Origin of the sequence: Nonomuraea sp. 10N515B, assembly GCF_052245915.1 — a bacterium.
In the GTDB taxonomy this organism is placed as follows: Bacteria; Actinomycetota; Actinomycetes; order Streptosporangiales; family Streptosporangiaceae; genus Nonomuraea.
In genome coordinates this window covers 226,027-249,583 of record NZ_JBQQBQ010000012.1, presented here as the reverse complement: position 1 = coordinate 249,583, position 23,557 = coordinate 226,027, and the positions used below count along the sequence as shown (strand labels likewise).

The 23,557-nt window shown below is 70.4% G+C and carries 26 protein-coding genes; 8 read left to right on the top strand and 18 right to left on the bottom strand.

The features are described from left to right. Nucleotides 1-284 precede the first annotated feature (284 nt). Complete coding sequence (locus ACTWQA_RS20705) at nucleotides 285-1,259, bottom strand: lysostaphin resistance A-like protein (RefSeq protein WP_443160798.1); 975 nt, start codon at nucleotides 1,257-1,259, stop codon at nucleotides 285-287. Between the two features lie 148 nt (nucleotides 1,260-1,407). On the opposite strand from ACTWQA_RS20705, the gene ACTWQA_RS20700 reads away from it, so the two are divergent. Both ACTWQA_RS20700 and ACTWQA_RS20695 read left to right on the top strand, forming a co-directional pair. After that, nucleotides 1,408-2,103: a hypothetical protein gene (locus ACTWQA_RS20700; RefSeq protein ID WP_443160797.1), complete on the top strand. Its 696-nt coding sequence runs from the start codon at nucleotides 1,408-1,410 to the stop codon at nucleotides 2,101-2,103. Continuing rightward, complete coding sequence (locus tag ACTWQA_RS20695) at nucleotides 2,100-2,645, top strand: DUF6529 family protein (RefSeq protein ID WP_327588890.1); 546 nt, start codon at nucleotides 2,100-2,102, stop codon at nucleotides 2,643-2,645. The genes ACTWQA_RS20700 and ACTWQA_RS20695 overlap by 4 nt, the downstream gene beginning before the upstream one ends. On the opposite strand, the gene ACTWQA_RS20690 is transcribed toward ACTWQA_RS20695, so the two are convergent. Continuing rightward, entirely contained in the window at nucleotides 2,635-3,567 is a 933-nt protein-coding gene (locus ACTWQA_RS20690; protein ID WP_443160796.1) for an HpcH/HpaI aldolase/citrate lyase family protein, read from the bottom strand. The two genes, ACTWQA_RS20695 and ACTWQA_RS20690, sit on opposite strands and share 11 nt — an antisense overlap. A gap of 97 nt (nucleotides 3,568-3,664) precedes the next feature. Then, complete coding sequence (locus ACTWQA_RS20685) at nucleotides 3,665-4,801, bottom strand: Mrp/NBP35 family ATP-binding protein (RefSeq protein ID WP_443160795.1); 1,137 nt, start codon at nucleotides 4,799-4,801, stop codon at nucleotides 3,665-3,667. Nucleotides 4,802-4,968: 167 nt separating this feature from the next. Between ACTWQA_RS20685 and ACTWQA_RS20680 the strand changes: the two genes are divergently transcribed. Further along, entirely contained in the window at nucleotides 4,969-5,433 is a 465-nt protein-coding gene (locus ACTWQA_RS20680; RefSeq protein ID WP_443160794.1) for a MarR family winged helix-turn-helix transcriptional regulator, read from the top strand. Here ACTWQA_RS20680 and ACTWQA_RS20675 read toward each other — a convergent pair. Together ACTWQA_RS20675 and ACTWQA_RS20670 are read right to left on the bottom strand one after the other, a co-directional pair. Next, entirely contained in the window at nucleotides 5,414-5,884 is a 471-nt protein-coding gene (locus tag ACTWQA_RS20675) for a DUF1003 domain-containing protein (RefSeq protein WP_443160793.1), read from the bottom strand. The two genes, ACTWQA_RS20680 and ACTWQA_RS20675, sit on opposite strands and share 20 nt — an antisense overlap. Next, complete coding sequence (locus tag ACTWQA_RS20670; protein ID WP_371825963.1) at nucleotides 5,881-7,083, bottom strand: magnesium transporter MgtE N-terminal domain-containing protein; 1,203 nt, start codon at nucleotides 7,081-7,083, stop codon at nucleotides 5,881-5,883. The genes ACTWQA_RS20675 and ACTWQA_RS20670 overlap by 4 nt, the downstream gene beginning before the upstream one ends. A gap of 96 nt (nucleotides 7,084-7,179) precedes the next feature. Between ACTWQA_RS20670 and ACTWQA_RS20665 the strand changes: the two genes are divergently transcribed. Beyond that, nucleotides 7,180-8,133 (top strand): EamA family transporter, encoded by a 954-nt coding sequence (locus ACTWQA_RS20665; RefSeq protein WP_443160792.1) that lies wholly within the window; start codon nucleotides 7,180-7,182, stop codon nucleotides 8,131-8,133. Here ACTWQA_RS20665 and ACTWQA_RS20660 read toward each other — a convergent pair. The 5 genes from ACTWQA_RS20660 to sigE all read right to left on the bottom strand — a co-directional run bounded on the left by ACTWQA_RS20660 (nucleotide 8,082) and on the right by sigE (nucleotide 12,188). Continuing rightward, nucleotides 8,082-8,534: a hypothetical protein gene (locus ACTWQA_RS20660; protein WP_443160791.1), complete on the bottom strand. Its 453-nt coding sequence runs from the start codon at nucleotides 8,532-8,534 to the stop codon at nucleotides 8,082-8,084. The genes ACTWQA_RS20665 and ACTWQA_RS20660 overlap by 52 nt on opposite strands. Nucleotides 8,535-8,563: 29 nt before the next feature. Continuing rightward, nucleotides 8,564-8,926: a sec-independent translocase gene (locus tag ACTWQA_RS20655; protein ID WP_443160790.1), complete on the bottom strand. Its 363-nt coding sequence runs from the start codon at nucleotides 8,924-8,926 to the stop codon at nucleotides 8,564-8,566. Nucleotides 8,927-9,031: 105 nt separating this feature from the next. Then, nucleotides 9,032-10,864 (bottom strand): trypsin-like peptidase domain-containing protein, encoded by a 1,833-nt coding sequence (locus ACTWQA_RS20650; protein ID WP_443160789.1) that lies wholly within the window; start codon nucleotides 10,862-10,864, stop codon nucleotides 9,032-9,034. 168 nt (nucleotides 10,865-11,032) lie between these two features. Then, complete coding sequence (locus ACTWQA_RS20645; RefSeq protein ID WP_443160788.1) at nucleotides 11,033-11,554, bottom strand: zf-HC2 domain-containing protein; 522 nt, start codon at nucleotides 11,552-11,554, stop codon at nucleotides 11,033-11,035. Between the two features lies 1 nt (nucleotide 11,555). Further along, the gene (gene sigE / locus ACTWQA_RS20640) at nucleotides 11,556-12,188 is read right to left on the bottom strand and encodes an RNA polymerase sigma factor SigE (RefSeq protein ID WP_138713496.1); all 633 of its coding nucleotides are present in this window, start codon (nucleotides 12,186-12,188) and stop codon (nucleotides 11,556-11,558) included. A 186-nt stretch (nucleotides 12,189-12,374) separates the two neighbouring features. On the opposite strand from sigE, the gene ACTWQA_RS20635 reads away from it, so the two are divergent. After that, complete coding sequence (locus ACTWQA_RS20635; protein ID WP_305924003.1) at nucleotides 12,375-13,013, top strand: O-methyltransferase; 639 nt, start codon at nucleotides 12,375-12,377, stop codon at nucleotides 13,011-13,013. An 11-nt stretch (nucleotides 13,014-13,024) separates the two neighbouring features. Here the strand turns inward: ACTWQA_RS20635 and ACTWQA_RS20630 are convergent, their stop codons facing one another. Together ACTWQA_RS20630 and ACTWQA_RS20625 are read right to left on the bottom strand one after the other, a co-directional pair. Beyond that, nucleotides 13,025-14,434, bottom strand: a complete 1,410-nt coding sequence (locus tag ACTWQA_RS20630) for a leucyl aminopeptidase (protein WP_443160787.1) — start codon at nucleotides 14,432-14,434, stop codon at nucleotides 13,025-13,027. An 81-nt stretch (nucleotides 14,435-14,515) separates the two neighbouring features. Further along, on the bottom strand, nucleotides 14,516-14,683 hold the full coding sequence (locus ACTWQA_RS20625) for a DUF3117 domain-containing protein (protein ID WP_020545024.1): 168 nt from the start codon (nucleotides 14,681-14,683) through the stop codon (nucleotides 14,516-14,518). A 150-nt stretch (nucleotides 14,684-14,833) separates the two neighbouring features. On the opposite strand from ACTWQA_RS20625, the gene ACTWQA_RS20620 reads away from it, so the two are divergent. From ACTWQA_RS20620 to ACTWQA_RS20610, 3 genes are read left to right on the top strand one after another with little or no spacing between them, the layout of a single operon-like run. Further along, nucleotides 14,834-15,640: a PaaX family transcriptional regulator gene (locus ACTWQA_RS20620; RefSeq protein ID WP_443160786.1), complete on the top strand. Its 807-nt coding sequence runs from the start codon at nucleotides 14,834-14,836 to the stop codon at nucleotides 15,638-15,640. Beyond that, the gene (locus ACTWQA_RS20615; RefSeq protein ID WP_443160785.1) at nucleotides 15,637-16,413 is read left to right on the top strand and encodes an enoyl-CoA hydratase-related protein; all 777 of its coding nucleotides are present in this window, start codon (nucleotides 15,637-15,639) and stop codon (nucleotides 16,411-16,413) included. Before ACTWQA_RS20620 ends, ACTWQA_RS20615 begins: the two co-directional genes overlap by 4 nt. Nucleotides 16,414-16,425: 12 nt before the next feature. Then, entirely contained in the window at nucleotides 16,426-18,639 is a 2,214-nt protein-coding gene (locus tag ACTWQA_RS20610; protein ID WP_443160784.1) for a polysaccharide lyase 8 family protein, read from the top strand. On the opposite strand, the gene ACTWQA_RS20605 is transcribed toward ACTWQA_RS20610, so the two are convergent. From ACTWQA_RS20605 to ACTWQA_RS20580, 6 genes are all read right to left on the bottom strand, one after another. Beyond that, nucleotides 18,599-19,150, bottom strand: coding sequence for a DNA-3-methyladenine glycosylase I (locus ACTWQA_RS20605; RefSeq protein WP_443160783.1), 552 nt, complete (start codon nucleotides 19,148-19,150; stop codon nucleotides 18,599-18,601). The two genes, ACTWQA_RS20610 and ACTWQA_RS20605, sit on opposite strands and share 41 nt — an antisense overlap. After that, a complete protein-coding gene (locus ACTWQA_RS20600; protein ID WP_443160782.1) occupies nucleotides 19,147-19,911 on the bottom strand; it encodes a hypothetical protein in 765 nt (254 codons plus the stop codon). The genes ACTWQA_RS20605 and ACTWQA_RS20600 overlap by 4 nt, the downstream gene beginning before the upstream one ends. An 81-nt stretch (nucleotides 19,912-19,992) precedes the next feature. Then, nucleotides 19,993-20,577, bottom strand: a complete 585-nt coding sequence (locus tag ACTWQA_RS20595; RefSeq protein ID WP_327588877.1) for an LOG family protein — start codon at nucleotides 20,575-20,577, stop codon at nucleotides 19,993-19,995. 11 nt (nucleotides 20,578-20,588) lie between these two features. Further along, complete coding sequence (locus tag ACTWQA_RS20590) at nucleotides 20,589-21,386, bottom strand: TIGR00730 family Rossman fold protein (protein ID WP_443160781.1); 798 nt, start codon at nucleotides 21,384-21,386, stop codon at nucleotides 20,589-20,591. 239 nt (nucleotides 21,387-21,625) lie between these two features. After that, nucleotides 21,626-22,681 (bottom strand): succinyl-diaminopimelate desuccinylase, encoded by a 1,056-nt coding sequence (gene dapE, locus ACTWQA_RS20585; RefSeq protein ID WP_443160780.1) that lies wholly within the window; start codon nucleotides 22,679-22,681, stop codon nucleotides 21,626-21,628. Next, complete coding sequence (locus tag ACTWQA_RS20580) at nucleotides 22,681-23,514, bottom strand: 2,3,4,5-tetrahydropyridine-2,6-dicarboxylate N-succinyltransferase (RefSeq protein ID WP_327588874.1); 834 nt, start codon at nucleotides 23,512-23,514, stop codon at nucleotides 22,681-22,683. The genes dapE and ACTWQA_RS20580 overlap by 1 nt, the downstream gene beginning before the upstream one ends. Between the last annotated feature and the right edge of the window lie 43 nt (nucleotides 23,515-23,557).

Here is a 23,557-nt window from a genome sequence, read left to right as displayed (position 1 = left end):
CGTCACCCGGCGGTCGCCGAGGCGGTTCGCTGGGGCCGGAGGCCACGCGTCGTACCTCCTAGTCGAACTAGTCGGACGAAAACGGTCACTGCGCGGGGACCGTTCCACATGATTTCGAACGTGTTGTCCTCACCCGACGAAGTATCACACGCGCCCACACTTACCCCGCCGGACCGAAACGATCACCTCCGGAGTCCCTCGCCGCCCCACACGATCCAGACCAGCATGAATGAGCCGGAATTGCGAGACCTCTCTAGCGAGATTCCCCGACCCACTAACCCGATTTATCCAGAAATAGTGCTGAGTGACCGCTTTTTGGCCAGATACAAAACCCCAAAAGCGTACGCACCAAGCTGCACCACCACGCCCACGATGGCCTGCCACGGCACCGCGACCTTGCTCTGGATCAAGGCGTCCTCGAGGGTCCCCGCGGCCGCGCTCATCCCGAACGCCAGCATGTTGTTCATGACATGCAGCCCGATCCCGGCCTCCAGTCCCCCGGTCCGCACCGCCAGCCAGCCCATGACGGCGCCGAAGGCGAACACGTCGGCCAGCCCCATCCACGTGTATCCGTGCACCGACGCGAACAAGCCGGCCCCGATCAGGATGCCCCAGACCGGATTGCGCACGTGCGCCCCGACGGCCTGCAGGAACCAGCCGCGGAAGACGTACTCCTCGGCGGCCGACTGGAACGGCACCAGCAGCACGATCACGATGAGCGCGGGCAGGAAACGTTCCCACCCGACCCAGCCGAACATGTCGGAGTAATCCTCGCCGCTCATCGCCAGGGCGAGGACCTGCACGGCCTGCCCGAGCACGAGCGCCAGGATCGCCAGTCCGACGCAGGCCATGAGCCAGGGCCAGCGCAGCCGCCCGGCCACCGACGACAGCGTCCCCGGACGGCGCCGCTGCAACAACGCCGCCATGCCGAACACGAAAGGGAGCACGGCGGCGATCGACAACAACGTCACGGTCAGCCCGAACACCGGGTCGCCGAACAGCCCGCGCTCGACGTCGAGCGGTGCGGGGATGCCGAGCAGCGTCGCCACCACCGCGCCGGCGGACAACACCACCGCCGCGACAAGGAGGAATATGGCGGCGATCCCGATCGTGCCGACGATCGCCCGCCACGGCCTGGCGACCCCGTTCCTGGCGAGGTGGTCGTACCGGGCCCCGTGGGGCGCCGGCATAAGCCAGGACCGCGGCGGAGCCGGATACTGCATGCCGTATGGATGATGCGGCCCAGGATTCTCCTGCATCTCTCCATTCTGTCCATCTGATGCGCATTAGTTCACAGACGGGCCCGCCTTTTAGGCGGATGCTCTGAGCCGTAGGGGCAGTCAGCTGCCACCTGCGGTCGGCCGCTGGACGCGGCCGAGGTAGGCATTTCGACCCTGGGAGCAGTCCATGTCAAGGCTGGGACCTGTCATCACCCTCGCGGCGGGAGCTGTGCTCGCCGCGGGGCTTGGTGTCGCCAGCATCACCGCGACACCCGCGGCGGACACCACGACCGCCGCCACAGACGACAACCCCGCCGCGGAAGGGTCCGCGGCGAAGGAGAACACCGCTCAGCCGTCTCCGTCGCCGGCCGAGTCCGAGGAGAAGCGGATCGAAAAGGCGGACTACGCCGGACGTGTCAAGGGCAACGGCGCCCTCATTGCGATCTCGATCAGGGACGGCAAGGCCATCGGCTACTTCTGCGACGGCACAACCGAGTCCTGGTTCAAGGGCACCCAGTCCGCCGACGAGGTGAGCCTCAAGGGCATCGGCGCCGGGAAGGTCACGGCCGCGTTGGGCGGCGGCCGGGCCAAGGGCTGGGTCTCCGTCGGCGGCAAGAAGTGGAGCTTCGTGGCGCCCACGGCGGAGAAGCCGTCGGGCCTGTACCGGGCCAGCGCGATCGTCCGGGGCGCCCAGTTCCGGGCCGGCTGGATCAGGGTGAAGAACCCGAACGGCGGCTACACCACGGTCGGCGCCGCCTCCGAGGCCGGAAGCCCGGTCCCGGTCCCCGAGCTGAACGGCGACCAGCCGACCGCGCCGCTCACGGTCGGCGACACCACGATCTACCCGAAGGACGTCGACGGCTTCATCGAGGAGATGCAATGACCGCCATCCACCATCGCCCCTCACGCAGCCTGACGCCGTTACTGGTGCCGCTGCTGATCGGCGGCCTGGTCGTGCTCGCGCTCGGCGTGTACGGCCGGGTGCACACGCCCACCGGGTTCGCGGTCGGCGTGGCCGGTTTCTCCGCCGCGCTGCCCATGAAGGTGTGGCTGACCACCGGCGCGTTCGTCCTGGCGATCGTGCAGGTCGTCTCGGCCCTGTCGATGTGGGGCAAGCTCGGGATCACCATCCCGCCGGCCGTGCACCGCTGGTCGGGACGGCTGGCCTTCCTGCTGACGATCCCGGTCGCCTTCCACTGCCTCTACGCCCTGGGCCTGCAGTACGACGTGCCCCGCGTGCTCGCGCACTCGCTGCTCGGCTGCTTCTTCTACGGCGTGTTCACCACGAAGCTGCTGGCCCTGCCCAAGCGGGACACGCCGGGCTGGACGCTGCCGGTGCTCGGCGGACTGGCGTTCACCGCGCTGGTGGGGCTCTGGCTGACGTCGTCGTTCTGGTTCTTCACCGCGATCGGCATCAAGGTGTGAAGCTCTTCGTACGGACCAGCCCGGCCGCCCGCCCCTTGGCGGCCACGACGAGCGCCATCTTGCGCGAGGCCTCGTCGATCATCTCGTCGCCCAGCATGACCGCGCCGCGCTTCTCCACGGTGGTGTAGTAGTCGTACGCCTCCAGGATGAGCTCGGCGTGGTCATAGTCCTCCTGCGCCGGCGAGAACACCTCGTTGGCCGCCTCCACCTGGGAGGGATGCAGCACCCACTTGCCGTCGTAGCCGAGAGCCGCCGATCTCCTGGCCACCCGCCTGAAGCCGTCGACATCCTTGATCTGCAGGTAAGGTCCGTCGATCACCTGCAGGTCATGCGTCCTGGCGGCCATGAGCAGCCGCATGAGGATGTAGTGGTAGGCGTCGCCCTCGTCGTAGCCGGGCGGCTGCTCGCCGACGACGAGCGTGCGCATGTTGATCGAGGCCATGAAGTCCGCGGGGCCGAACACCAGGGTCTCCAGTCGCCTGGACGACCCGGCGATGGCGTCGGCGTTCACCAGGCCGCGGGCGTTCTCGATCTGGGCCTCGATGCCGATGCGGCCGACCTCGTAGCCCATGGCCTTCTCGATCTGGCTGAGCAACGTGTCCAGCCAGACGACCTCCGTGGGGTCCTGCACCTTGGGCAGCATCACGCAGTCGAGGAACTCGCCGGCGCCCTCGACGGTCTCGATCACGTCCCGGTACGTCCACTGCGTCGCGAGGTCGTTGACCCTGACCACCCGCGTCTTGCCGGTCCAGTCGCCTTCGCGCAGCGCCGCCACGACGTTGCGGCGCGCCTCCTCCTTGGCCGCGGGCGCGACGGAGTCCTCCAGGTCGAGGAAGACCTCGTCGACGGGCAGGGTCTGGGCCTTCTCCAGGAAACGCGGATTGCTGCCGGGCACCGCGAGAACCGAACGACGTGAGCGCATGCGCCACACGCTACTGTCCCGAGGTCGTCGCCAGGGCGCGAGGGCCGTCCCGGCCGCGTGTGCCCGCACCGGGTGCGAGCACGCGAGGCCAGACGGCTCAGCGGCGGGGAGCCAGGCCCAGTTGGAGTCCCTTCAGGCTGGAGGAACGCTTGCTCAGCCCGGAGGCGATCTTGAGCAGCTCGGCCGCGGCCGGCGCGTCGGGGTCGGTCAGGACCAGGGGCTTGCCCTCGTCGCCGCCCTCGCGCAGCCGCAGGTCGATCGGCACCTGGCCGAGCAGCGGCACCCGGGCCCCCAGCGTGCGGGTCAGCGCGTCGGCCACGATCTGGCCGCCGCCCTCGCCGAACACAGTGACGCGCTCGTCACAGTGCGGGCAGGGCAGCCACGCCATGTTCTCGATGACGCCGGCGATCTGCTGGTGGGTCTGGGCCGCGATGGATCCGGCCCGCTCGGCCACCTCGGCGGCGGCCATCTGCGGCGTCGTCACGACCAGGATCTCCGCACCCGGCAGCCGCTGCGCGACGGAGATGGCGATGTCGCCGGTGCCCGGGGGCAGGTCGAGCAGGAGGATGTCGAGGTCGCCCCAGTAGACGTCGGCGAGGAACTGGTGGAGGGCCCGGTCCAGCATCGGCCCGCGCCAGACCACCGGCGTGTTGCCCTCGGGCTTGAACATGCCGACCGAGATGACCTTGATGTCATGCGCCACCGGCGGCATGATCATGTCCTCGACCTTGGTGGGCTTCTCGGCGGCGCCCAGCATGCGAGGAACGCTGTGGCCGTAGATGTCGGCGTCGACGATGCCGACCTTGAGGCCGCTCGCGGCCATGGCGGCGGCCAGGTTGACCGTCACCGACGACTTGCCGACACCGCCCTTGCCGCTGGCCACCGCGAACACGCGGGTCAGCGAGCCCGGCTGGTTGAACGGGATCTCCTTCTCCGGCCCGCGGTTGCCCCTCAGCATGGTCTGCAGCTTCTTGCGCTGCTCGGTGCTCATGACGTCGAGCTCGATCTGGACGCCGGTCACGCCTTCGACCTTGGAGACGGCGTTCGTCACGTCGCGCCGGATAGTGTCTTTCATCGGACATCCGGACACGGTGAGGTAGACGCCCACCCGCACCGCCCCATCGGGAGCGATCTCGATGCTCTTGACCATGTCGAGGTCCGTGATCGGGCGACGGATCTCGGGGTCGATGACGGTGGACAGGGCCGCCGTCACCAGTTCCTGGGTTGGTGCCATCGAAGTCTCGGCACGAAGGAGTGCCGTACCTCCTTAGTCGGCTATGTCGATATGTGTGACAGGCGCTGGACGCCAGCGAGGATGCCCCTCCATCGTATGAACGAGGGGCCGCGCTGGGTTAATCCATGCTGTTAGATGTCTGTGCAACAACGTCTTAAGGTTACTCCGTGACTCTCCTGCGCGACGACGGGCTGACCGCCGAGGAGCTGACGGTCTGGCGGCTGCTGCAGCGTGCCCAGGTGCGCATGACCCGCCACCTGGAGGCGGAGCTGCTCGTCGCCCACGATCTGCCGCTGGCCTCCTACGAGGTGCTGATGCAGCTGGCCGAGGCGCCCGAGCGGCGGCTGCGCATGAACGATCTCGCGGACCGCGTGCTGCTCTCCCGCAGCGGCCTGACCAGGCTCATCGACCGGCTGCAACGTGACGGGCTGGTGTCGCGCGAGGCGTGCGCGGACGACGCCCGCGGGCTGTTCGCGGTGCTGACGGACGCCGGCGCCGCCCGGCTGGCCGAGGCGACCCCGACCTACCTGCGCGGCATCCGGAGCCAGTTCCTCGACATGCTCGGCGTCGGCGAGATCGCCCAGATCCGGGCCATGCTCGGCAAGCTGAACATCAGTGGCGGGGCTCCTTGAGCTCCTCCTGCAGCCGGCCGAGCTCCGCGCGCAGGTAGTCGCGGGTGGCGACCTCGTTGATCGCCATGCGCAGCCCGGCGATCTCGCGGGTCAGATATTCGATCTCGGCCTGGTTGCGATCGGCGACCTCGCGGTCGTGCTCGTACTGGATGCGGTCCCGGTCGGCCTGCCGGTTCTGGGCCAGCAGGATGAGCGGCGCGGCGTAGCTGGCCTGCAGCGACAGCATGAGCGTGAGGAAGATGAACGGGTACGGGTCGAACATGAGGCCCGGGGGCGCAAGGAAGTTCCAGCTCACCCAGACCGTCACGAACACGGTCATGTAGACGAGGAACCTGGCCGTGCCAAGGAAGCGGGCGATCCGCTCCGACAGGCGGCCGAAAACCTCCGGGTCGTAGTGCGGCCGCAGCGAGCGGCGCAGCGCACGGGGCTGGTCCAGTCGTTCGGCGGTCATGACGGGGCCTCCTCGCGCCAGTCCTCGGGTAGCAGGTGGTCCAGGACGTCGTCCACGGTCACCGCGCCGACGAGCCTGCCGAGCTCGTCCACGACGGGGGCCGCGACGAGGTTGTAGTTGGCCAGGTAAGCGGTGATCTCGATCAGCGAGAACGCCGGCCTGATCGGGTCGATCGACGGGTCGAGCACGGCGCCGAGCAGCGTGGACGGCGGCTCGCGCAGCAGCCGCTGGAAGTGCGAGACGCCCAGGTACGTCCCCGTCGGCGTCTCGGTGGGCGGCCGGGTCACGTAGACCTGGGCCGCGACCGCGGGCGTCAGGTCCTGCTGCCTGATGTGCGCGAGCGCCTCGGCCACCGTGGCGGTGGGCGGCAGGATCACCGGCTCGCTGGTCATCACGCCGCCCGCGCTGTCCTCCGGATAGGTCAGGAGCCGCCGCACCGGGTCCGCCTCGTCCGGCTCCATCAGCGCCAGCAGCCTGGCCGCCTGCTCGTCGGGCAGGTCGTGCAGCAGGTCGGCGGCGTCGTCGGGGCCCATCTCCTCCAGGACGTCGGCCGCCCGCTCCGGCTCCAGCGTGCCGAGGATGCCGATCTGGTCGTCGGGCGGCAGCTCCTCCAGCACGTCGGCCAGCCGGTCGTCGTTGAGCGCGCGGGCGATCTCGACGCGCCGCTTGCTCGGCAGCTCGTGCAGAGCGCTGGCCATGTCGGCGGCGCGCATCGACTCGAACGCCGCGATCAGCCCCGCCGCCCCCTGGTCCTTCTGGAGCTTGTCGAACCCCGACACCTCGCTCCAGTCCACGATGCGCGGCTCGCGCCGCCTGCCCTTGTAGACGGCGACCTCGGTGATCTCCCAGGTGGACGGCTTGATCTCCTCCATGGCCAGGTCGTAGACGGTCATGGGCTCGCTGTCGACGTGGACGGCCAGGTCCAGCATCTCGCCGACCACCAGCGTCTCGGTGCCGCGCTGCTCGAACCTGCGCATGTTGATGCGGCCGGTGAAGACGACGGCGCCCGGCTCGATGCGGCGGACGCGGGTGATGGGCAGGAACACCCGGCGGCGCGGCTGCACCTCCACCACCAGGCCGTGCACGGTGGGCCGGCGGCCGATGCGCAGGCCGACCACGACGTCCCTGACCCGGCCGATCTGATCCCCTGCCGGGTCGAAGACCGGGGTCCCCGGCAGCCGGGCCACGAAGATCTTCACGTGGCCAGGCTAACAGCGCTGCCCCGTTGCGCCCGGGACGCCCGGCGTGTCAGTATCAAACCCGGTTAACGGTCATTACGTAGCTGGTGGTGTGCGATGAGGTATGCGGGGCTGGCGCTCGCGTTCGTGTCTTCGTGGTGTTTCGCGTTCTCGGGTCCCATGGCCAAATACCTCATCACCGCCGGGCTGGCGCCGATCGAGGCCGTGTGGACGCGGATGGCGGGCGCGGGGCTGCTGCTGCTCGCCGTGCTGGCCGTGGTCCGCCCGCAGGCGCTGCGGATCCCGCGGTCCAGGCTGCCGTTCTTCGGGCTGTACGCGGTCATGGCGGTGGCCGGGGTGCAGTCGCTGTACTTCGTCGCGATCACGCGGCTGCCCGTCGGGGTGGCGCTGCTGCTGGAGTTCATGGCTCCGGTGATGGTGGTGGCCTGGGTGCGGCTGGTGCGCAAGATCCGGCTCGCGCGGGCCGCCTACGTGGGCGCGGTTGTCGCGTTCGTAGGCCTCGGGATCGTCGTCGAGGCGTGGCAGGGGTTGCGGCTGGATGCGCTGGGGCTGCTGCTGGGGCTGATCGCCGGGGCATGCTGTGCCGGATATTTCCTCATGAACGATAGCTTCGGCGACGACGTGGACCCGCTCGGGCTGATCGCCTGGGGGATGGCGGGGGCGGCGGTGGTGCTGATCCCGTTCGCCCGGCCCTGGAACATCCCGTGGGACGCCTTCGCCGCCTCGGTCACGCCGTCTGAGGACGGGCTGACGTTGCCGGTGCTCGGCGCGTACCTGTGGATGGTGCTGATCGCCACCGTGATCGCGTACATCCTGGGGGTGAACGCCGTGCGGCGGTTGTCGGCCGCGGTGGGCGCGACGGTGGCGACTCTGGAGGTCATCGGCGGCGCGCTGGTCGCCTGGGCGCTGCTCGGCGAGACGCTCGGCGTCTTCCAGATCGTCGGCGGCCTGATCGTCCTGTCCGGCGCTCTCCTGGCTCAGACCGCCTCCGCGTCCCCTCAGCCGTCCCCGGTCACGACGGCCGAGGAGCCCGTGGTCGTCCGGGCCTGACGCTCCGGGGCCGCGGAGGTCTCGGTGGTCGCACCGGTGTCGGGGGTGAGGCGCAGGACGACGGACTCGCCGGCCCAGCGCTCGGTGAGATGCTCGCTGTCGCGGGCGTTGAGTCGCTCCTTGGCCAGCGCGGCCACGGCGTCGGCCGCCGCGGCCTGGTCCACCACCGACACCGCCGCGTCGAACTCCACCAGCCGGGCGCCGTTGTCCTTGCTCCGCAGCGTCACGTGAACCCGCTCGAGGGCCTCCAGCCCGGGCAGCCGCTGCTCCTCACCGCCGGTCACCAGGTAGATCGCCCCGTCGTGCCAGGCATGCCAGGCCAGGCGGGGCCGGTCGAGGGTGAGCCAGAGGATGCCGGACTTCTTGGCGCCTTCCTCGATGGCCGTGGTGATGTCGCTCACATCTCAGAACTCTACTCGCGGCCTGGCCGTCAGGTCGCTTCCGAGTCGTAGGGCGGGAGCTCGCCGTAACCCAGCTCGTCCACGACCGGGTCCGTGTAAGGGGCCGTCGTGGCGGGCTCCAGTGCCTTCGGCTTGTCGTTCCAGTCCTCCTCGAGGTCGTCGAGGAGATGCTTGCGGACGAAGTTGCGCGGGTTGAGGTCGGCCGGGTCGAAGTTTTGAAACTCCGGGCCCAGGCCGGTGCGCAGGTCGTCGCGGGCGTTGTTGGCCATCCGGCGCAGATTGCGCAGCGTCTTGCCTGCCTGCGCGGCGGCCTGAGGCAGTTTGTCGGGACCGAAGACGAGCAGCGCCAGCACGATCAGCGCCCCGATCTCCGCCCACCCGAGTCCGAACACCGTGAGCTCCTACAGCCGTCCAATCCGAGGAGAACCCCGGCCTACCCACAGACTAAGGGCTCTCAGCCATGGCTCGGCCGCCCGCCCCATGATCGCCGTATGTCCTTACGATGGCGACGGCGTGGGCTCGTCCTCGGCAACCACGACGAGCGAAGCGGTGCGTTCCTGGCCGTCGCGTTGATACTTGATGGTGATCTTGGATCCCGGCTCCTTGCTCCGGATCAGCGCGATCAGCTCATTCCCGTCCTGCAAGGCCAGCCCGTCGATCTCCATGATGATGTCACCGGCCTTGAGCCCGGCCTTGTCGGCGGGCCCGCCGGCGTCCACCGGCTGCCGTCCCGCGGCGGGCTCGGACGCGATCTTCACGCCCTGCCCCCGATAGTCCTTGTCCAGCACGATGCCGATCTTGGGCCGCTTGGCCCGCCCGGTGCTGATCAGCTCCTCCGCCACCCGCCGCGTCTGGTTGACCGGGATCGCGAAGCCCAGCCCGATGCTGCCGCTCTGGCTGTTCACCGACCGGCTGAGGGTGGCGATGGCCGAGTTCACGCCGACGACCTCGCCCCGGCTGTTGACCAGTGGCCCACCCGAGTTACCCGGGTTGATGGCGGCGTCGGTCTGGATGGCGCTGATGTACGCGGGCTCCTCAGTGCTGGTGCCGGTGTCGTCACCGGCGATGACCGGGCGGTTCAGCGAGCTGACGATGCCCGTGGTGACGGTGCCCGTCAGGCCCAGCGGCGAGCCGATGGCGATCACCGGGTCGCCGACCACCACCTGGTCGGAGTTGCCCAGGGTGATCTCCGGTGTGCCGAACGTCTCCTCCGGCTTGACCACGGCCAGGTCGGAGCCCGGGTCACGGCCGACGATGCGGCCAGTGGTGGTCTTCCGGTTGTTGAACATGATCTGGATCTCGCCACCCCGGGCGGCCAGGGAGACCACGTGGTTGTTCGTGACCACGTAGCCGTTCTTGATCAGGAACCCGGAGCCGGACGCGCCCTCGGTGCTGGAGCCGTTGCCGACCTCGAGCGAGACCACGCTGGGCAGCACCCGCGCGGCGACGCCCGCCACCGAGTCCGGCGCCCGGTTGGTGGCGCCCGTCGGCAGCGGGCCGAGGCTGTAGGAGGGGTCGTTGCCGCTGCTCGGCTTGGTGAGCACGTACGTGCCGACGCTGCCGAGCACGGAGGCCACCAGGGCGATGGCCACGGCGATCGCGACCAGGGCGCCGAGGCCCGGACCACGCCGGCCCGTCGCGCCCGGTCCCTGCCCGCCCGGAGGCGGCGGCCCCCAGCCGGCGCCCATGCCGAGCGGTCGCGGCGGCGGAGGCGGCGGAGCGCCGCCGCCTCCGAACGGCGGGCTGTCATAGGACCGCCCACCGCTGTCCGGCGCACCGTACGAAGGGCCACCGCCCGGCCCGCCGTACGAGGGACCGCTGTCCGGCGCACCGTACGAAGGACCGCCGTCCGGGCGGCCGAACGAAGGGCCGCTGTCCGGCGCACCGTACGAAGGACCGCCGTCCGGACGGCCGAACGAAGGGCCGCTGTCCGACCGGTCGAAGGACGAACCTCCGAACGAAGGGCCGCCGAATGAGGGGCCGCCGTCGGGAGGGCCGAAGGAAGGACTCTCGTAAGACCGGGTGCCGCCGTCCGAAGATCCGCCGAAGGACGGGCTCTCGTACGACCGTGTGCCGTTGTCCGGCTCACCATAGGAAGAGGCCGCGTCGTAGGGAGACGTCCCGCTGTACGGGTTGCCGGTGGAGAACGATGGGCTGCCGTAGGAAGACCCCGACGGGTCACCCCACGACGCGCCGAACGAGGCGGGCGGCTCAGGCCGCTGTCCAGCCTGATCGGCCGGATGCTCCGCGGGGAGGAACTCCGGCCGCCCCAGTGGTTCGGGGTAGTCCGACGGCATGCGTCCTTCGGTGGGGCGCGTCTCGTCGGTCATCTAAGTCTCACCACTCCTTGGCTCGGCCACCGCAATCCTCACTCTTGCGGTATACGAGGGTCATAAAGCAGATTGTTCCGCCCACACGTAACAAATCCCGAACCCAGATCGTATGCCCTTAGAGTGGGCGACTACGCCAACAGGAGTCATCACCGGCATATCCGGACGTCACGGGGTGGCGACCGACGGCGAGTTGGTCGGCGACTGCTGCACCCTCCACAATTCGACCGGCGGCGTCGTGGAATCCTGCCCCGCGCCGGAGACGGCGAAGAACGTCCCGAGCGCCACGGCGGCCGAGACCATACTGACCGCGACGTAGGCGGTCCGCCGCCTACCAGCGCGGCCAGGGCCCGAAGCCCCGCCACTCGCGTCCCTGCGCGGGCGGTTGTCCAGGGGAGCGATGCTGTGCGGCCCAGGAATGGGCACTCCCCCGAACGTACGCGCGGGGAAAGGGCGCTCCCTCGGCGGCAGCGGACCGCCCGGCTCCGCCATCCGGAGCAGGGACATCGTCAGGTCGGTGGGCATCGCCGGGGTGTCGAGCGAGCGCAGGCGCGACTTCAGCGCCCGCATCGACTCGACCTCGCGCCGGCAGTCAGCACAGAAGGTCAGATGGGCCAGCGCGCGCTCGCGTTCGTGGTGGTTGAGCTCCCCGTCGACGAGCGCGGAAAGACGTTCTCCAAGATGAGCCATGTCAGACTTCCTCCCCACGGATAACGGTCGGGGGGAGTTGAGAATTGCGCGGGGCCCGATGGTCGAGCGCCTCCCGCAACTGCGCCCGGCCACGGTGAATACGGCTTCGGACCGTACCCAGCTTGACGCCGAGCGTGGCCGCGATCTCCTCATAGGACAAGCCCTCGATATCGCACAGCACGATCGCGGCCCTGAACTCGGGTGCGAGTGCGTCGAGGGCAGCCTGGATGTCGGGCTCCAGGTGGGCGTCGTCGAACGCCTGCGCCGGTGACGGCTCCCGGCCGCGCAGCCGCTCGGCGGCGTCGTCGGCCAGTCCCTCGAACCTGATGCGCTGCTTGCGCCGCGCCATGTCGAGGAACAGATTCGTCGTGATCCGGTGCAGCCACCCCTCGAACGTGCCGGGGGTGTAGCTCGACAGCGACCTGAAGACCCGGACGAAGACCTCCTGAGTGAGGTCCTCGGCATCGTGAACGTTGCCGGTCAGCCGGTAAGCGAGCCGATACACGCGTGCGGAATGAGTCCGCACGACTTCCTCCCACGTGGGAGGCGTCCAGTCAGACGACACGGGAGCATCCGTCTGGTGGTCGCTTTCGTCCACCAGAACTCCTCTCTCTGGGACCACCGCTATCGCCATAGTGCCTGGTTTCGTCCCTTCGTGCGCACTGCCTGCCCTCCGGACCGGCAAAGCCCGTTTAAACCTGCAACGCCTCAGGACCCTCCTGAGTTCCCGTCCCGGCGTGTCTCCCCTAGGCTGCGATCGGTGCCAATCACCTGTATGACCCTTTGCGACCAATCGCACGAAAGTGGGGGGAGGCGGCCGATGACCAATCAGGTGGAGGCCACTCTGGCCTATGCGGAGCAGTTTCATCACGAGGATGAGATCATCCACGCGGCGCGGCAGCGCGGGCTGGAGATGGGGGCCACACCCATCCTCCCCGGCGGCGGGGCGGCATTGTGTTTCCTCGCCACCGCCGTCAACGCCAAGTCGGTCGTGGAGATCGGCACGGGATGCGGCGTCTCCGGTCTGTGGCTGCTGCGCGGCATGCGCGCCGACGGCACGCTGACGAGCGTCGACGTCGAACCCGAGCACCAGAGGCTGGCCCGGCAGGCGTTCGCGGAGGCGGGGTTCTCCGGCGGGCGGGTGCGGCTCATCTCGGGGCGGGCGCTCGACGTGCTGCCGCGGCTGTCGGACGGCGGTTATGACATGGTGTTCGCCGACGGCGCGAAGCAGGAATACACCGACTACCTCGCCGAGGCGGTCCGGCTGCTGCGGGTGGGCGGCATTGTGGCCTTCGACAACATGTTGTGGCACAACCGGGTGGCCGATCCCGCGCAGCGCGACCCGGACACGGTCACGCTGCGCGAGGTGGGCAAGCTGGTGCAGTCGGACGACCGCCTGCGCTCGGTGCTCATGCCCCTGGGCGACGGCCTGCTCGCCGCCGTGAAGGTCTCCGACTAGCGCCGCGACCTTTAGGAGCGGGTGAGCCACTCCAGGAGGACGCGTACGCCGAAGCCTGTCGCGCCCTTGCTGAGGGTGCCCTCGTCCACAGTGCTGCGCCCGACCCCGGCGATGTCGAGGTGCGCCCACGGCCGCCGGCCGGCGAACTCCCGCAGGAACAACGCCGCCGTGATCGACCCGGCCCCGAACCTCGACCCCGCCTCCACATTGGCCAGGTCGGCGATCGACGACTCCAGCGCGGGCGTGTAGTCCTCGATCAGCGGCATCCGCCACAGCAGGTCGTCACTGGCCTGCCCGGCGTCCACGAGCTGCTTGGCCAGCACGTCGTCGGAGGCGTAGACGGCGCCCACGGTTCGGCCGAGCGCCACGCTGATCGCCCCGGTGAGCGTGGCGATGTCCACGACCGCGTCGGGGTCGAGGACGGCGTCGGCGTAGGCGAGCGCGTCGGCCAGCACGAGCCGCCCCTCGGCGTCGGTGTTGAGCACCTCGACCGTGCGGCCGCCGTAGTGCTTGATGACGTCGCTGGGCCGCTGGGCGGTGCCCGACGGCATGTTCTCGGCGGCGGCGATCAGCCCGGTGACCCGTACGGGCGCGCCCAGCCGCGCCAGCGCGCCGAGGACGGCGATCACGACGGCCCCGCCCGCCATGTCGGTCTTCTGGGTCTTCATGTTGTCGGTGGGCTTGAGCGACAACCCGCCCGAGTCGAAGGTGATCCCCTTGCCCACCAGCACCACGTGCCGGTCGACCGGCTCGGCAGGCGTGTAGGAGATCTGGATGAACCTGGGCGGGCTGGCCGAGCCCCGCCCGACGGCCACGATGCCGCCGAACCCGTCGGCCTGCAGTTGCTCCTCGTCCCAGACCCGCACCGGCAGCCCGCTCTCGGCGGCCCGCTCGGCGAGCCAAGCGGGGTTCTTGACCGAGGACGGCGTGTTGGCCAGGTCACGAGCCAGCGCCACCGCCTGGGCCACGGCCTGCGCGCGCCCCACCACGACCTCGTCAGCCCCGGCGAACGCGAGCGTGCGCACGGCCTTCTTGCCCCCGTTGCCGATCTTGAACGAGTACGCCGCCAGCAACGCCGCCTCGGCGAACGCCGCCACGTCGCCCTCCGGCACCACCACGGTCAGCCTGTCCCTGCCCTTGACCCTGCGGGCCAGCGCGGCCCCGGCCTTGCGCAGCGCACGCGGCGACCCGTCGCCGACGCCGTAGAACAGGACCCTGCCCACGCCACCGGCCCGGGCGACCGGCACGTCGACGATCTCCCCGGCCTCCCCCTTGGCCTCGTAGTGGGTCAGCAGGTCGCGTACGGGCAGGTGCAGCTCGACCACGTGAGCGGGGTCGAGGTCTGAGGCGTAGGGGACGGCCAGCAGCTCGGCGTCGTCCGGAACCTCGGCGACCACCGAAGCAGTGGTCTCAATGGGCACGGAAGATCTCTCCTCGAACGTCAGCGACCCTGGCGCCGGATTACGCCAGGGTCGTGGGATCAGGTTGTCTCTGGGGAGCGCTCAGCCGACGACGTTCTTCAACGCCTCACCGAGCGCCTTGGCCTCGTCGGCGGAGATCTCCACGACGAGCCGGCCGCCACCCTCCAAGGGGACCCGCATGACAATGCCGCGCCCTTCCTTGGTGACCTCGAGCGGACCATCGCCGGTCCGCGGCTTCATCGCCGCCATGCGTGCATCCCTTCCTGCCTTGGGCTCCCGCGGCCCGCGATTTCCGACCTCCCGAGGGGGTGGTCGGCGCATTCACGTCTTCTGTGATGTCCCATTCTCCCGCATCGAGAGCGCTCATGGGTAACGATCTCCTCCCAGAATGCGTTGTCGATGAGTGCGCGGACGTCCAAACTGGACTGCGTGCACGCTCGCGCCGCCCTCTTCGATCTCTACGGAGACCACCTGCTCTCGCGCGGTGGACAGGCGTCCGTCGCTGCGCTCGTCCGGCTCATGAAACCCCTGGAAATAGCGGCTCCCGCCGTGCGCACGGCCGTCTCGCGCATGGTGCGGCAGGGCTGGCTGCGGCCGATCAGGCTCCCCCAAGGCGCCGGGTACGCGCTCACGCCGAAATGCGTCAGGCGCCTCGATGAGGCGGCCCTGAGAATTTACCGAGCCGGGACACTCACCTGGCACGGCCGCTGGCACATGATCGTCCTGGAGCCGGTCAAGGAGCGGCCGCAAAGGGAGCGGTTACGGGCCGACCTGACGTTCCTCGGCTACGCGGCGCTGTCGGAGACGACCTGGATCGGTCCACGCTCGTCGATCGAGCTGGACAACCTGCTGGAGGGCGAGGGCGTGCGGGCCGACAGGTTCGACGCGGCGCTGGAGGGCGACCCGCGCGAGCTGGTGGCGCGGGCGTGGGATCTGACGGCCATCGGCGAGGCGTACGAGCAGTGGCACGCCGAGGCTGTCACGCTGATCAGCACGCTGCCCGAATCGGCCCCGGACGACCAGGTGTTCGCGGCAAGGAGCAGGCTCGTGCACGGATGGCGCAACTTCCTGTTCCGCGATCCCGGCCTGCCGCCCGAGCTGCTGCCCGCCGGCTGGCCCGGTGAGAAGGCCAGAGCCTATTTCGAGCAGGAGGCCGCCCGGCTGCTGCCCGCAGCCGCCGCGTTCGTCGACAGGGAGTTGACTTGATCCGTTATGACGTGACCGACGCCGTCGCCACCATCACGCTCGACCGACCCGACGCGATGAACTCGCTGACCGCCGAGCTCAAAGACGCCCTGCTCGACGCGGTACGCCGGGCCGCGGGCGATCCCTCGGCCAGGGCCGTTCTGCTCACCGGCGCGGGGCGGGCCTTCTGCGCGGGCCAGGACCTGCGCGAGCACGCCGACAACCTGGAGGCGGGCCGCGGCCTGGCCGGCACCGTCCACCGGCACTACAACCCGATCGTGGAGCTGATCGCCACCATGCCCAAGCCGGTGGTGGCCGCGGTCAACGGTGTGGCCGCCGGCGCGGGCGCGTCCCTGGCGTTCGCCTGCGACCTGCGGATCGCTTCGGAGAAGGCCAAGTTCGCGCTGGCGTTCGCCGGGATCGGCCTGGCGCCGGACTCGGGCGCGTCGTGGACGCTGCAGCGTCTGGTGGGGCGGGGCCGCGCCGCCGAGCTGATGCTGCTGGGCGAGCCGCTCGACGCGCCCCGCGCTCTGGAGCTGGGACTGGTCACACGCGTGGTGCCCCCGGACGAGGTGCTGAAGACCGCCCAGGAGCTGGCGGCACGCCTCGCGCAGGGCCCGACCCTGGCGTACGCGGCGACCAAGCGCGCGCTGGCCTACGCGGCAACGCACTCGCTGCCCGACTCGCTGGCCGTGGAAGCCGAGCTCCAGGACGCCTGCGCCGCCACACAGGACCATGTGAACGCCACCCGCGCCTTCCTCGCCAAGGAACGCCCCACGTTCCACGGCGAGTGACGCGGCCATCGGATGCACGACTTCGACACGCTCAGGGCGACCGCGCTCGACCTGCTCACCGGCGGCGACATCGACACCTCCGACCCCGTCTACGCCGGCCCCCTGGCCCGGCTCAGCGAGCGGGCCGGTGGCTGGCTGGGCGCGATGACACCCGGCTTGACCTGGCCGGACCTCCCGCTGGACGACAGCCCGGGCAACGTGAGCGGCAGCTACGGCCGGCTGCGGCGGATCGCCACGGCATGGGCGACGCCGGGCACCGCGCAACACGGCGACGACGCCGTCGCGGCGCGGGTGGTGGCGGCGCTCGACCTGCTCTACGAGCGCCACTACAACGAGCGGCTCCCGGAGACGGGCAACTGGTGGTTCTGGGAGATCGGCACGCCTGCCGAGCTGGGCCGCGCCTGCGTGCTGCTCGGGGACCGGCTCGACGCCGGCAGGCTGGAGGCGTACCTGGGGGCGATCGACCGGTTCTGCGCGGACGCCGGCCGCCGCGCCGGCAACCCCGCGGCGTGCGAGGCCGGGGCGAACCTGGCGGACAAGGCGTACATCGTGGCGTTGCGCGGCGTGGCCGGGCGCAGCGCCGCCAAGCTGGCGGCGGCCCGCGACGGGCTGTCCGACGTGCGGGGCGGCGTGTTCCACTACGTCGAGTCCGGCGACGGCTTCTACCGCGACGGGTCGTTCATCCAGCACGGGGACGTGGCCTACACGGGCTCGTACGGGCTGTCCCTGCTCATCGCGGTCGCCGGCACGCTGGCCCTGCTCCACGGGTCGCCCTGGGAGGTGACCGATCCCGGGCGGGCGGTGGTGCTCGACGCGGTCGAGCGGTCCTTCGCCCCGTTCGTGCACGACGGGCTGCTGATGGACACCGTGAGGGGGCGGGCGGTCACCCGCCAGAGGTTCTCCGACCGCGTGGCCGGGCACGCCGCGATCGGCGCCGTGCTGCTGCTCGCGCGCTGCGCGCCGGAGCCGTACCGCGGCCGGTTCGCGGAGCTGGCCAAGGGCTGGATCGAGCGCGGCGGCCGCCACTCCTATCTGGAGCGGGCGGACGTGCCGGAGACCCGGCGGGCGGTCGCGGTGCTGGACGACAAGACGATCGAGGCCGCCCCGGGGCCCGTGGGGCACTTCGTCTTCCCGTCGATGGACCGGGTGGTGCACCGGCGGCCCGGCTGGTCGTTCGCGATCAGCCTGTCGTCCCGGCGCGTCGCGGCCTACGAGGCGATCAACGGGGAGAATCCGCACGGCTGGTACACCGGCGACGGCATGACCTACCTCTACACGAGCGACCTGGGCCAGTTCGGCGACGGCTTCTGGCCGACGGTGAACCCGTACCGGCTGCCGGGCACCACGGTGGACACCCGCGAGCGCGAGGACCTGTCGTTCCGCGCCGACCGCCCGGACAACGCGTGGGCCGGCGGCGCGGTGCTCCAGGGCCGGTACGGCGCCACCGCCATGGAGCTCACCGGCGACGGGGCGGGCCCGCGGGCGCGCAAGTCCTGGTTCTGCCTGGACACGGCCGTGGTGGCGCTGGGCAGCGGCATCACCGGCTCCGGCGGACACTCCGTGGAGACCGTGGTGGAGAACCGGGCCACGGACGCTGAGCCGTACCTGGGGGACGGCTGGGCGCACCTGGCGGGCGTCGGCGGCTACGTGATGGAGGGGGCGCATTCCCTGGTCGAGACGCGCACGGCCAGGTGGCGCGACATCAACGCGGGCGAGGACACGCGTGGCGCCTCCCGCCCCGTCACACGGCGCTACGTGACCTTCTGGTTCGACCACGGCGTCGACCCCGTGGACGCCTCCTACTCCTACGTGCTGCTGCCGAACGCCTCGCGCGAGCGCACGCGCGCCTTCCGCGGGTCGCGTCCCATCCGGGTGGCGGCCAATACGCCGCTGGTCCAGGCCGTGCGGGCGCGCGGGTTGCTGGCCGCCACGTTCTGGGCGGCGGGCGAGGTCGACGGCGTCCGCGTGGACGCGCCCTGCACGCTGCTCGTGCGGCGGGCCGGCGGGCGGGTCGTCCTGGCCGTGGCCGATCCGAGCCGGACCGTGGACGCCGTGACCGTGACGCTCGACCGCCCGGCACGCGGCGTCGCCCGGGCCGACGACACCGTGTCGGTACGGCCGGGAGGACATCCGGCCGTCACCGTCGCGCTCGGCGGGTCGCTCGGGCGCACCCACACGGCCGAGCTCAGCGTGTACGCGCCACGCAGTCCTGGAGGTGGTCGTTGACCAGGCCGATGGCCTGCATGAGCGCGTAGGCCGTGGTCGGGCCGACAAACTTGAAGCCGTGCTTCTTCAGCTCCTTGGCCAGCGCCTTGGAGCCGGGCGTGGTGGCGGGCACGTCGGCCATCGTCTTGGGCACCGGCGCGCCGGGGTCGGCGAAGCGCCACACCAGCTCCGACAGGCCGTCGGGGAGGTCGAGCGCGGCCCTGGCGTTGTGGACCGCCGCCTCGATCTTGGCGCGGTTGCGGACGATGCCCGCGTCGCCGAGTAGCCGCTCCACGTCCCGCTCGGAATAGGCGGCCACCTTGGGGATGGCGAAGCCGTCGAACGCGGCGCGGAAGTTGTCCCGCTTACGCAGGATCGTCAGCCACGACAGGCCCGACTGGAACGCCTCCAGCGTGACCCGCTCGAACACCGCGTCGTCGCCGTTGAGCGGGCGACCCCACTCCTCGTCGTGGTAGGCCAGGTAGATCGGGTCCGACGTGCCCGCCCAGCTGCAGCGGATGGGCTCGGTCACGGACGCTCGTCCCCGTCCTTGCCCAACGTGGCGCGTACGCGCTGCTCGGCGGCCCCGGTCTCGCCCTCCGGCTCGTCCGATGCGCCGGCCTCGTCCCCGGCCTTCGCCTCGTCGGCCGTCTCGCCGGGCTCGTGGTCGAGATCGTGCGCCTGATCGTCGAGGGCATCGGGCCGGTCGGCGGCCTCTCCGCCGACGGACGGCTCCTCGTCATAGAAAGCCGGGCCGTCGCCCGCGGAAGGCTCCTCGGCGGAGGAGGCCGCGCCGTTGCCCGCCTGCAGTCGCCACTCCGGGCTTCCCTGCGCGTGCGCCGCCTTCGCGCCCTGGTCCCAGGACAGCGTCGTCCCGCTCGCCGACATGGGATCACCCGACTCCGGCAGCTCCCTGGCGACGGCCGGCGCCTCGGGCGAGTGATCGGTACGCAGAGCGCCGCCCGGCGCCGCGTACACCTCCTGGCGCGCGTGTAGCCGGCTCGACAGCAGCTCGGAGACCCGCTGCTCCAGCACCGCGATCCTGGTGTCCCGGGCGCTGATCGCGTTGGCGGCCCGGCGCAGGGTCTCATCGACGCTCGCCGTGTGGTAGCCGACAAGGTTGACCGGCAGTTGGAGCGCCATGAAGTCGACCGCCGTGAGCTGCCCCGGCTCGGGCAGGTCGAGCGGCGGCACGTCGGGCGGGAACTCGGTCAGCTCTCCGCCCCTGCCGAGGGAGACCAGGACCACGCAGGCCAGGATGGCGATGGCGGCGATGGCGAGTATGACCAGCACATTGGCATCGTACTCATACCATCGGGGCATGAGGTGCGCACTTGCCTCAGCCCATGCCTGTCCGGGCGGACAGTGCGCTGGTCAGCCGGTGGACTCGCCGAGCTCGGTGAGGCTGGGCCGGACCGGGCGGGGGCGGGCCTCCAGGCGGCTGATCGCCTCCTCGACCGTGGTGGTCCAGGAGATCGCGTCGAAGACGGCTGCCCGGGTGAAGCCCTCGTCGTACATGTTGCTGATCAGCTGCCTGAGCGGCTCGAACAGGCCCCAGGGGTCGAGGACCACCAGGGGACGGTCGTGGATGCCGATCGTGCGCGCGGTCCAGATCTCGAACAGCTCCTCCAACGTGCCGATGCCGCCGGGCAGCACGAGGAACGCGTCGGAGCGGGCGTCCATGAGGCCCTTGCGCTCGCGCATGCCGGTCGTGACGATCAGCTCGTCCGACTCCTCGTCCGCGATCTCGATGTCCACCAGGACCTGGGGGATCACGCCGATCGTGCGCCCGCCGGCGGCACGGGCGGCCGAGGTGACGGCGCCCATGCAGGAGACGGTGGCGCCGCCGCTCACGATGGTGTGCCCGCGCTTGGCGAGTTCGGTGCCCACCTGCCCGGCCAGCTCGAGGTATTTGTCGTCGATGTGCAGGCTGGAGGCGCAGAAGACGCAGATGTTCACGGTGAGGAAGCCTATTGGGGCTCCGCGGTCTGCGCGGCGGCGGCCTCGCGTTCTTCCTCACGCTGCAGGGATCGTGCCCGGTCGGCGTCCGCGATGAGGCGCACGGCCTCGACGGGGTCGTCGGTGACGGTGATCAGGCCGAGGTCCTGGGGGGCGATCTTGCCGCTGCCCAGCAGGGTGCCCTTGATCCACTCCAGCAGCCCGCCCCAGAACTCGGAGCCCATCAGCACCACGGGGAAGGACGTGACCTTGCGGGTCTGCACCAGCGTCAGCGCCTCGAAGAGCTCATCGAGCGTGCCGAAGCCGCCGGGCAGGGCGATGAAACCGCACGAGTACTTCACGAACATCGTCTTGCGCACGAAGAAGTAGCGGAACTCGATGCCGAGGTCCACATAGTCGTTCATGCGCTGCTCGAACGGCAGCTCGATGCCGAGCCCGACCGAGATCGCGCCCTCCACGTCACGCGCGCCCCGGTTGGCCGACTCCATGACACCGGGCCCGCCGCCCGTGATCACGGCGTAGCCGGCCTCGGCCAGCGCCCGGCCGAGTGCCCGTCCCAGCTCGTAGTCGGGCGAGTCGGGGCCGGTGCGCGCCGAGCCGAAGACCGTGACCGCCTGCGGCAGCTCGGCCAGCTGCCCGAATCCTTCGACGAACTCCGCCTGGATGCGCAGCACTCGCCACGGGTCCATGTGAACCCAATCGGAGGGTCCCTGACGGGCGAGCAGCCGCTCGTCATGGGTGGAGGTGGGGACGAGGTTGCCGCGGACCACGGCCTGGCCCTGGCGGCGTTCTCGACGTATTTGTTCCATGCGGATCACGCTAGTCCCTCTCGCCTGCGGCCGTGTCCAGGCCCGCGCTCCTACCCGTTCGGCTGCCTAGATTGCCTCCTGCGGGCGAAACCCCAGGTAAGCGGGGTAGAACATCCGCAGAAAAAATCTTGAAGAAACCAGGGAACCGGATTTCGGCTAGCCCGCGTCTAATCGTCGAGGGTGCTGCTCGGGACTGAAAGTGGTCTTCCCCGCCAAATGGCCGGCGAGGAGGGCCACTTTCATTTTGTGAGCCAGTCCAGCATCGCACGCTCGCTCTCGACGATCTTCGACAGCGACACGTACTCGCCCTGCTGGTGCGCGAGGTTCGGATCGCCGGGCCCGTAGTTCACGGCCGGCACGCCCAGCGCGGAGAAGCGAGCGACGTCCGTCCAGCCCAGCTTGGCCCGCGGCGTGCCGCCGACGGCCGCGGTGAACGCCGCCGCCACCGGATGCGTCAGCCCCGGCCTGGCCCCCGGCGCGGCGTCCACGAAGCTCACCGCGAACCCGTCGAACACCTCCCGTACGTGTTCCTGCGCCTGCTCGATCGACAGGTCGGGCGCGAACCGGTAGTTGACCGTCACCACGCACTCGTCCGGGATGACGTTGCCGGCCACGCCGCCCCGCACGCCGACCGCGTTGAGTCCCTCGTGGTATTCGAGCGCGTCCACGACCGGCCGTCGCGCCTCGTAGGCGTTCAGTCTCGCCAGCACCGGCTCGATCCCGTGAATGGCGTTGACCCCGAACCACGACCTGGCGCTGTGCGCCCGCTTGCCCGTCACCGTGATGTCGGCGCGCAAGGTGCCCTGGCAGCCGCCCTCGATCACGCCGTCGGTCGGCTCCATCAGCACCGCGAAGTCGGCCAGCAGCCAGTCGGCGTGGTCCCTGGCCACCCGGGTGAGGCCGTTGCGCTCCGCCTCGACCTCCTCGCAGTCGTAGAAGACGTAGGTCACGTCCTTGTTGGGCGCCGGCACGGTGGCCGCCAGCTTGAGCGCGACCGCCACGCCGGCCTTCATGTCGGAGGTGCCGCACCCGTACAGCAGGTCGCCCTCCACGCGGCTGGGCAGGTTGGCGGCCAGGGGGACGGTGTCGAGGTGGCCGGCGATCAACACGCGCTCGGCGCGCCCCAGCTCGGTGCGGGCCACAACGGTCTCCCCCGACCGCTCCACCTTCAGATGCGGCAGCGCGGACAGCGCCCGCTCGACGATGTTCGCCAGCGCCCGCTCATCGCCGCTCACCGACTCGATGTCCACGATCGCGGCGGTGAGCGCGCGTACGTCCTGCGTCAGGTCCAGCATCAGGTGTTCACTCCGTGTTCCCGCAGCACCTCGTTGAGCGCCGCCTTGTCGTGCCGCTGCCCCGGCTTCAGCCGCTTGATCACCAGCACGCAGGGCAGCCCGAACGTGCCTCCGGGGTATTCCTTCTGTCGGGTGCCCCCGACCGCCACGCACCAGTCGGGGATCCGGCCGCGGGCCAGCTCCTCGCCCGTCTCCACGTCGATCACCGGGATCGTGCCCGACAGGATCGTGCCGGCGCCGACGACCGCGCCCTGCCCCACCCGGGCGCCCTCGACGATCATCGCCCGGCTGCCGATGAGCGCCTCGTCCTCGATGACGACCGGCACGGCGTTGGGCGGCTCCAGCACGCCGCCGATGCCGACACCGCCGGAAAGATGCACGTTTTGTCCGATCTGGGCGCAAGATCCTACCGTGGCCCAGGTGTCGACCATCGTCCCGGCGTCCACGTACGCGCCGATGTTGGTGAACGACGGCATCAGCACCACCCCGGGCGCCAGATAGGCGCCCCAGCGGGCGATCGCGCCCGGCACCACCCGCACCCCGTCGAACGAGCTCTTCAAAGGGATCCTGTCGTGGTGATGGAAGTCGCCCACCTGGGACCGCGCCATGCCCAGCACCTTGAAGGCCAGCAGGATCGCCCTTTTGGCGCGCTCGTCCACCACGACCTCGCCGTCCACCAGGCGGGCCGCCCTGGCCTCGCCCTTGTCGAGCTGATCCACCGCGCCGACGACCGTGTGGCGCGCGTCGACGTCGGAGGTCGACAGCTCCGCGCGACGCTCCCACAGCTTGTCTATGGCCGGGGATATCGGTGTGGAGGTGCTCACGTCACTCATGGCCACGGAGCTTATCCAGGCCGGGTAGGTTTTTCAGGGTGCG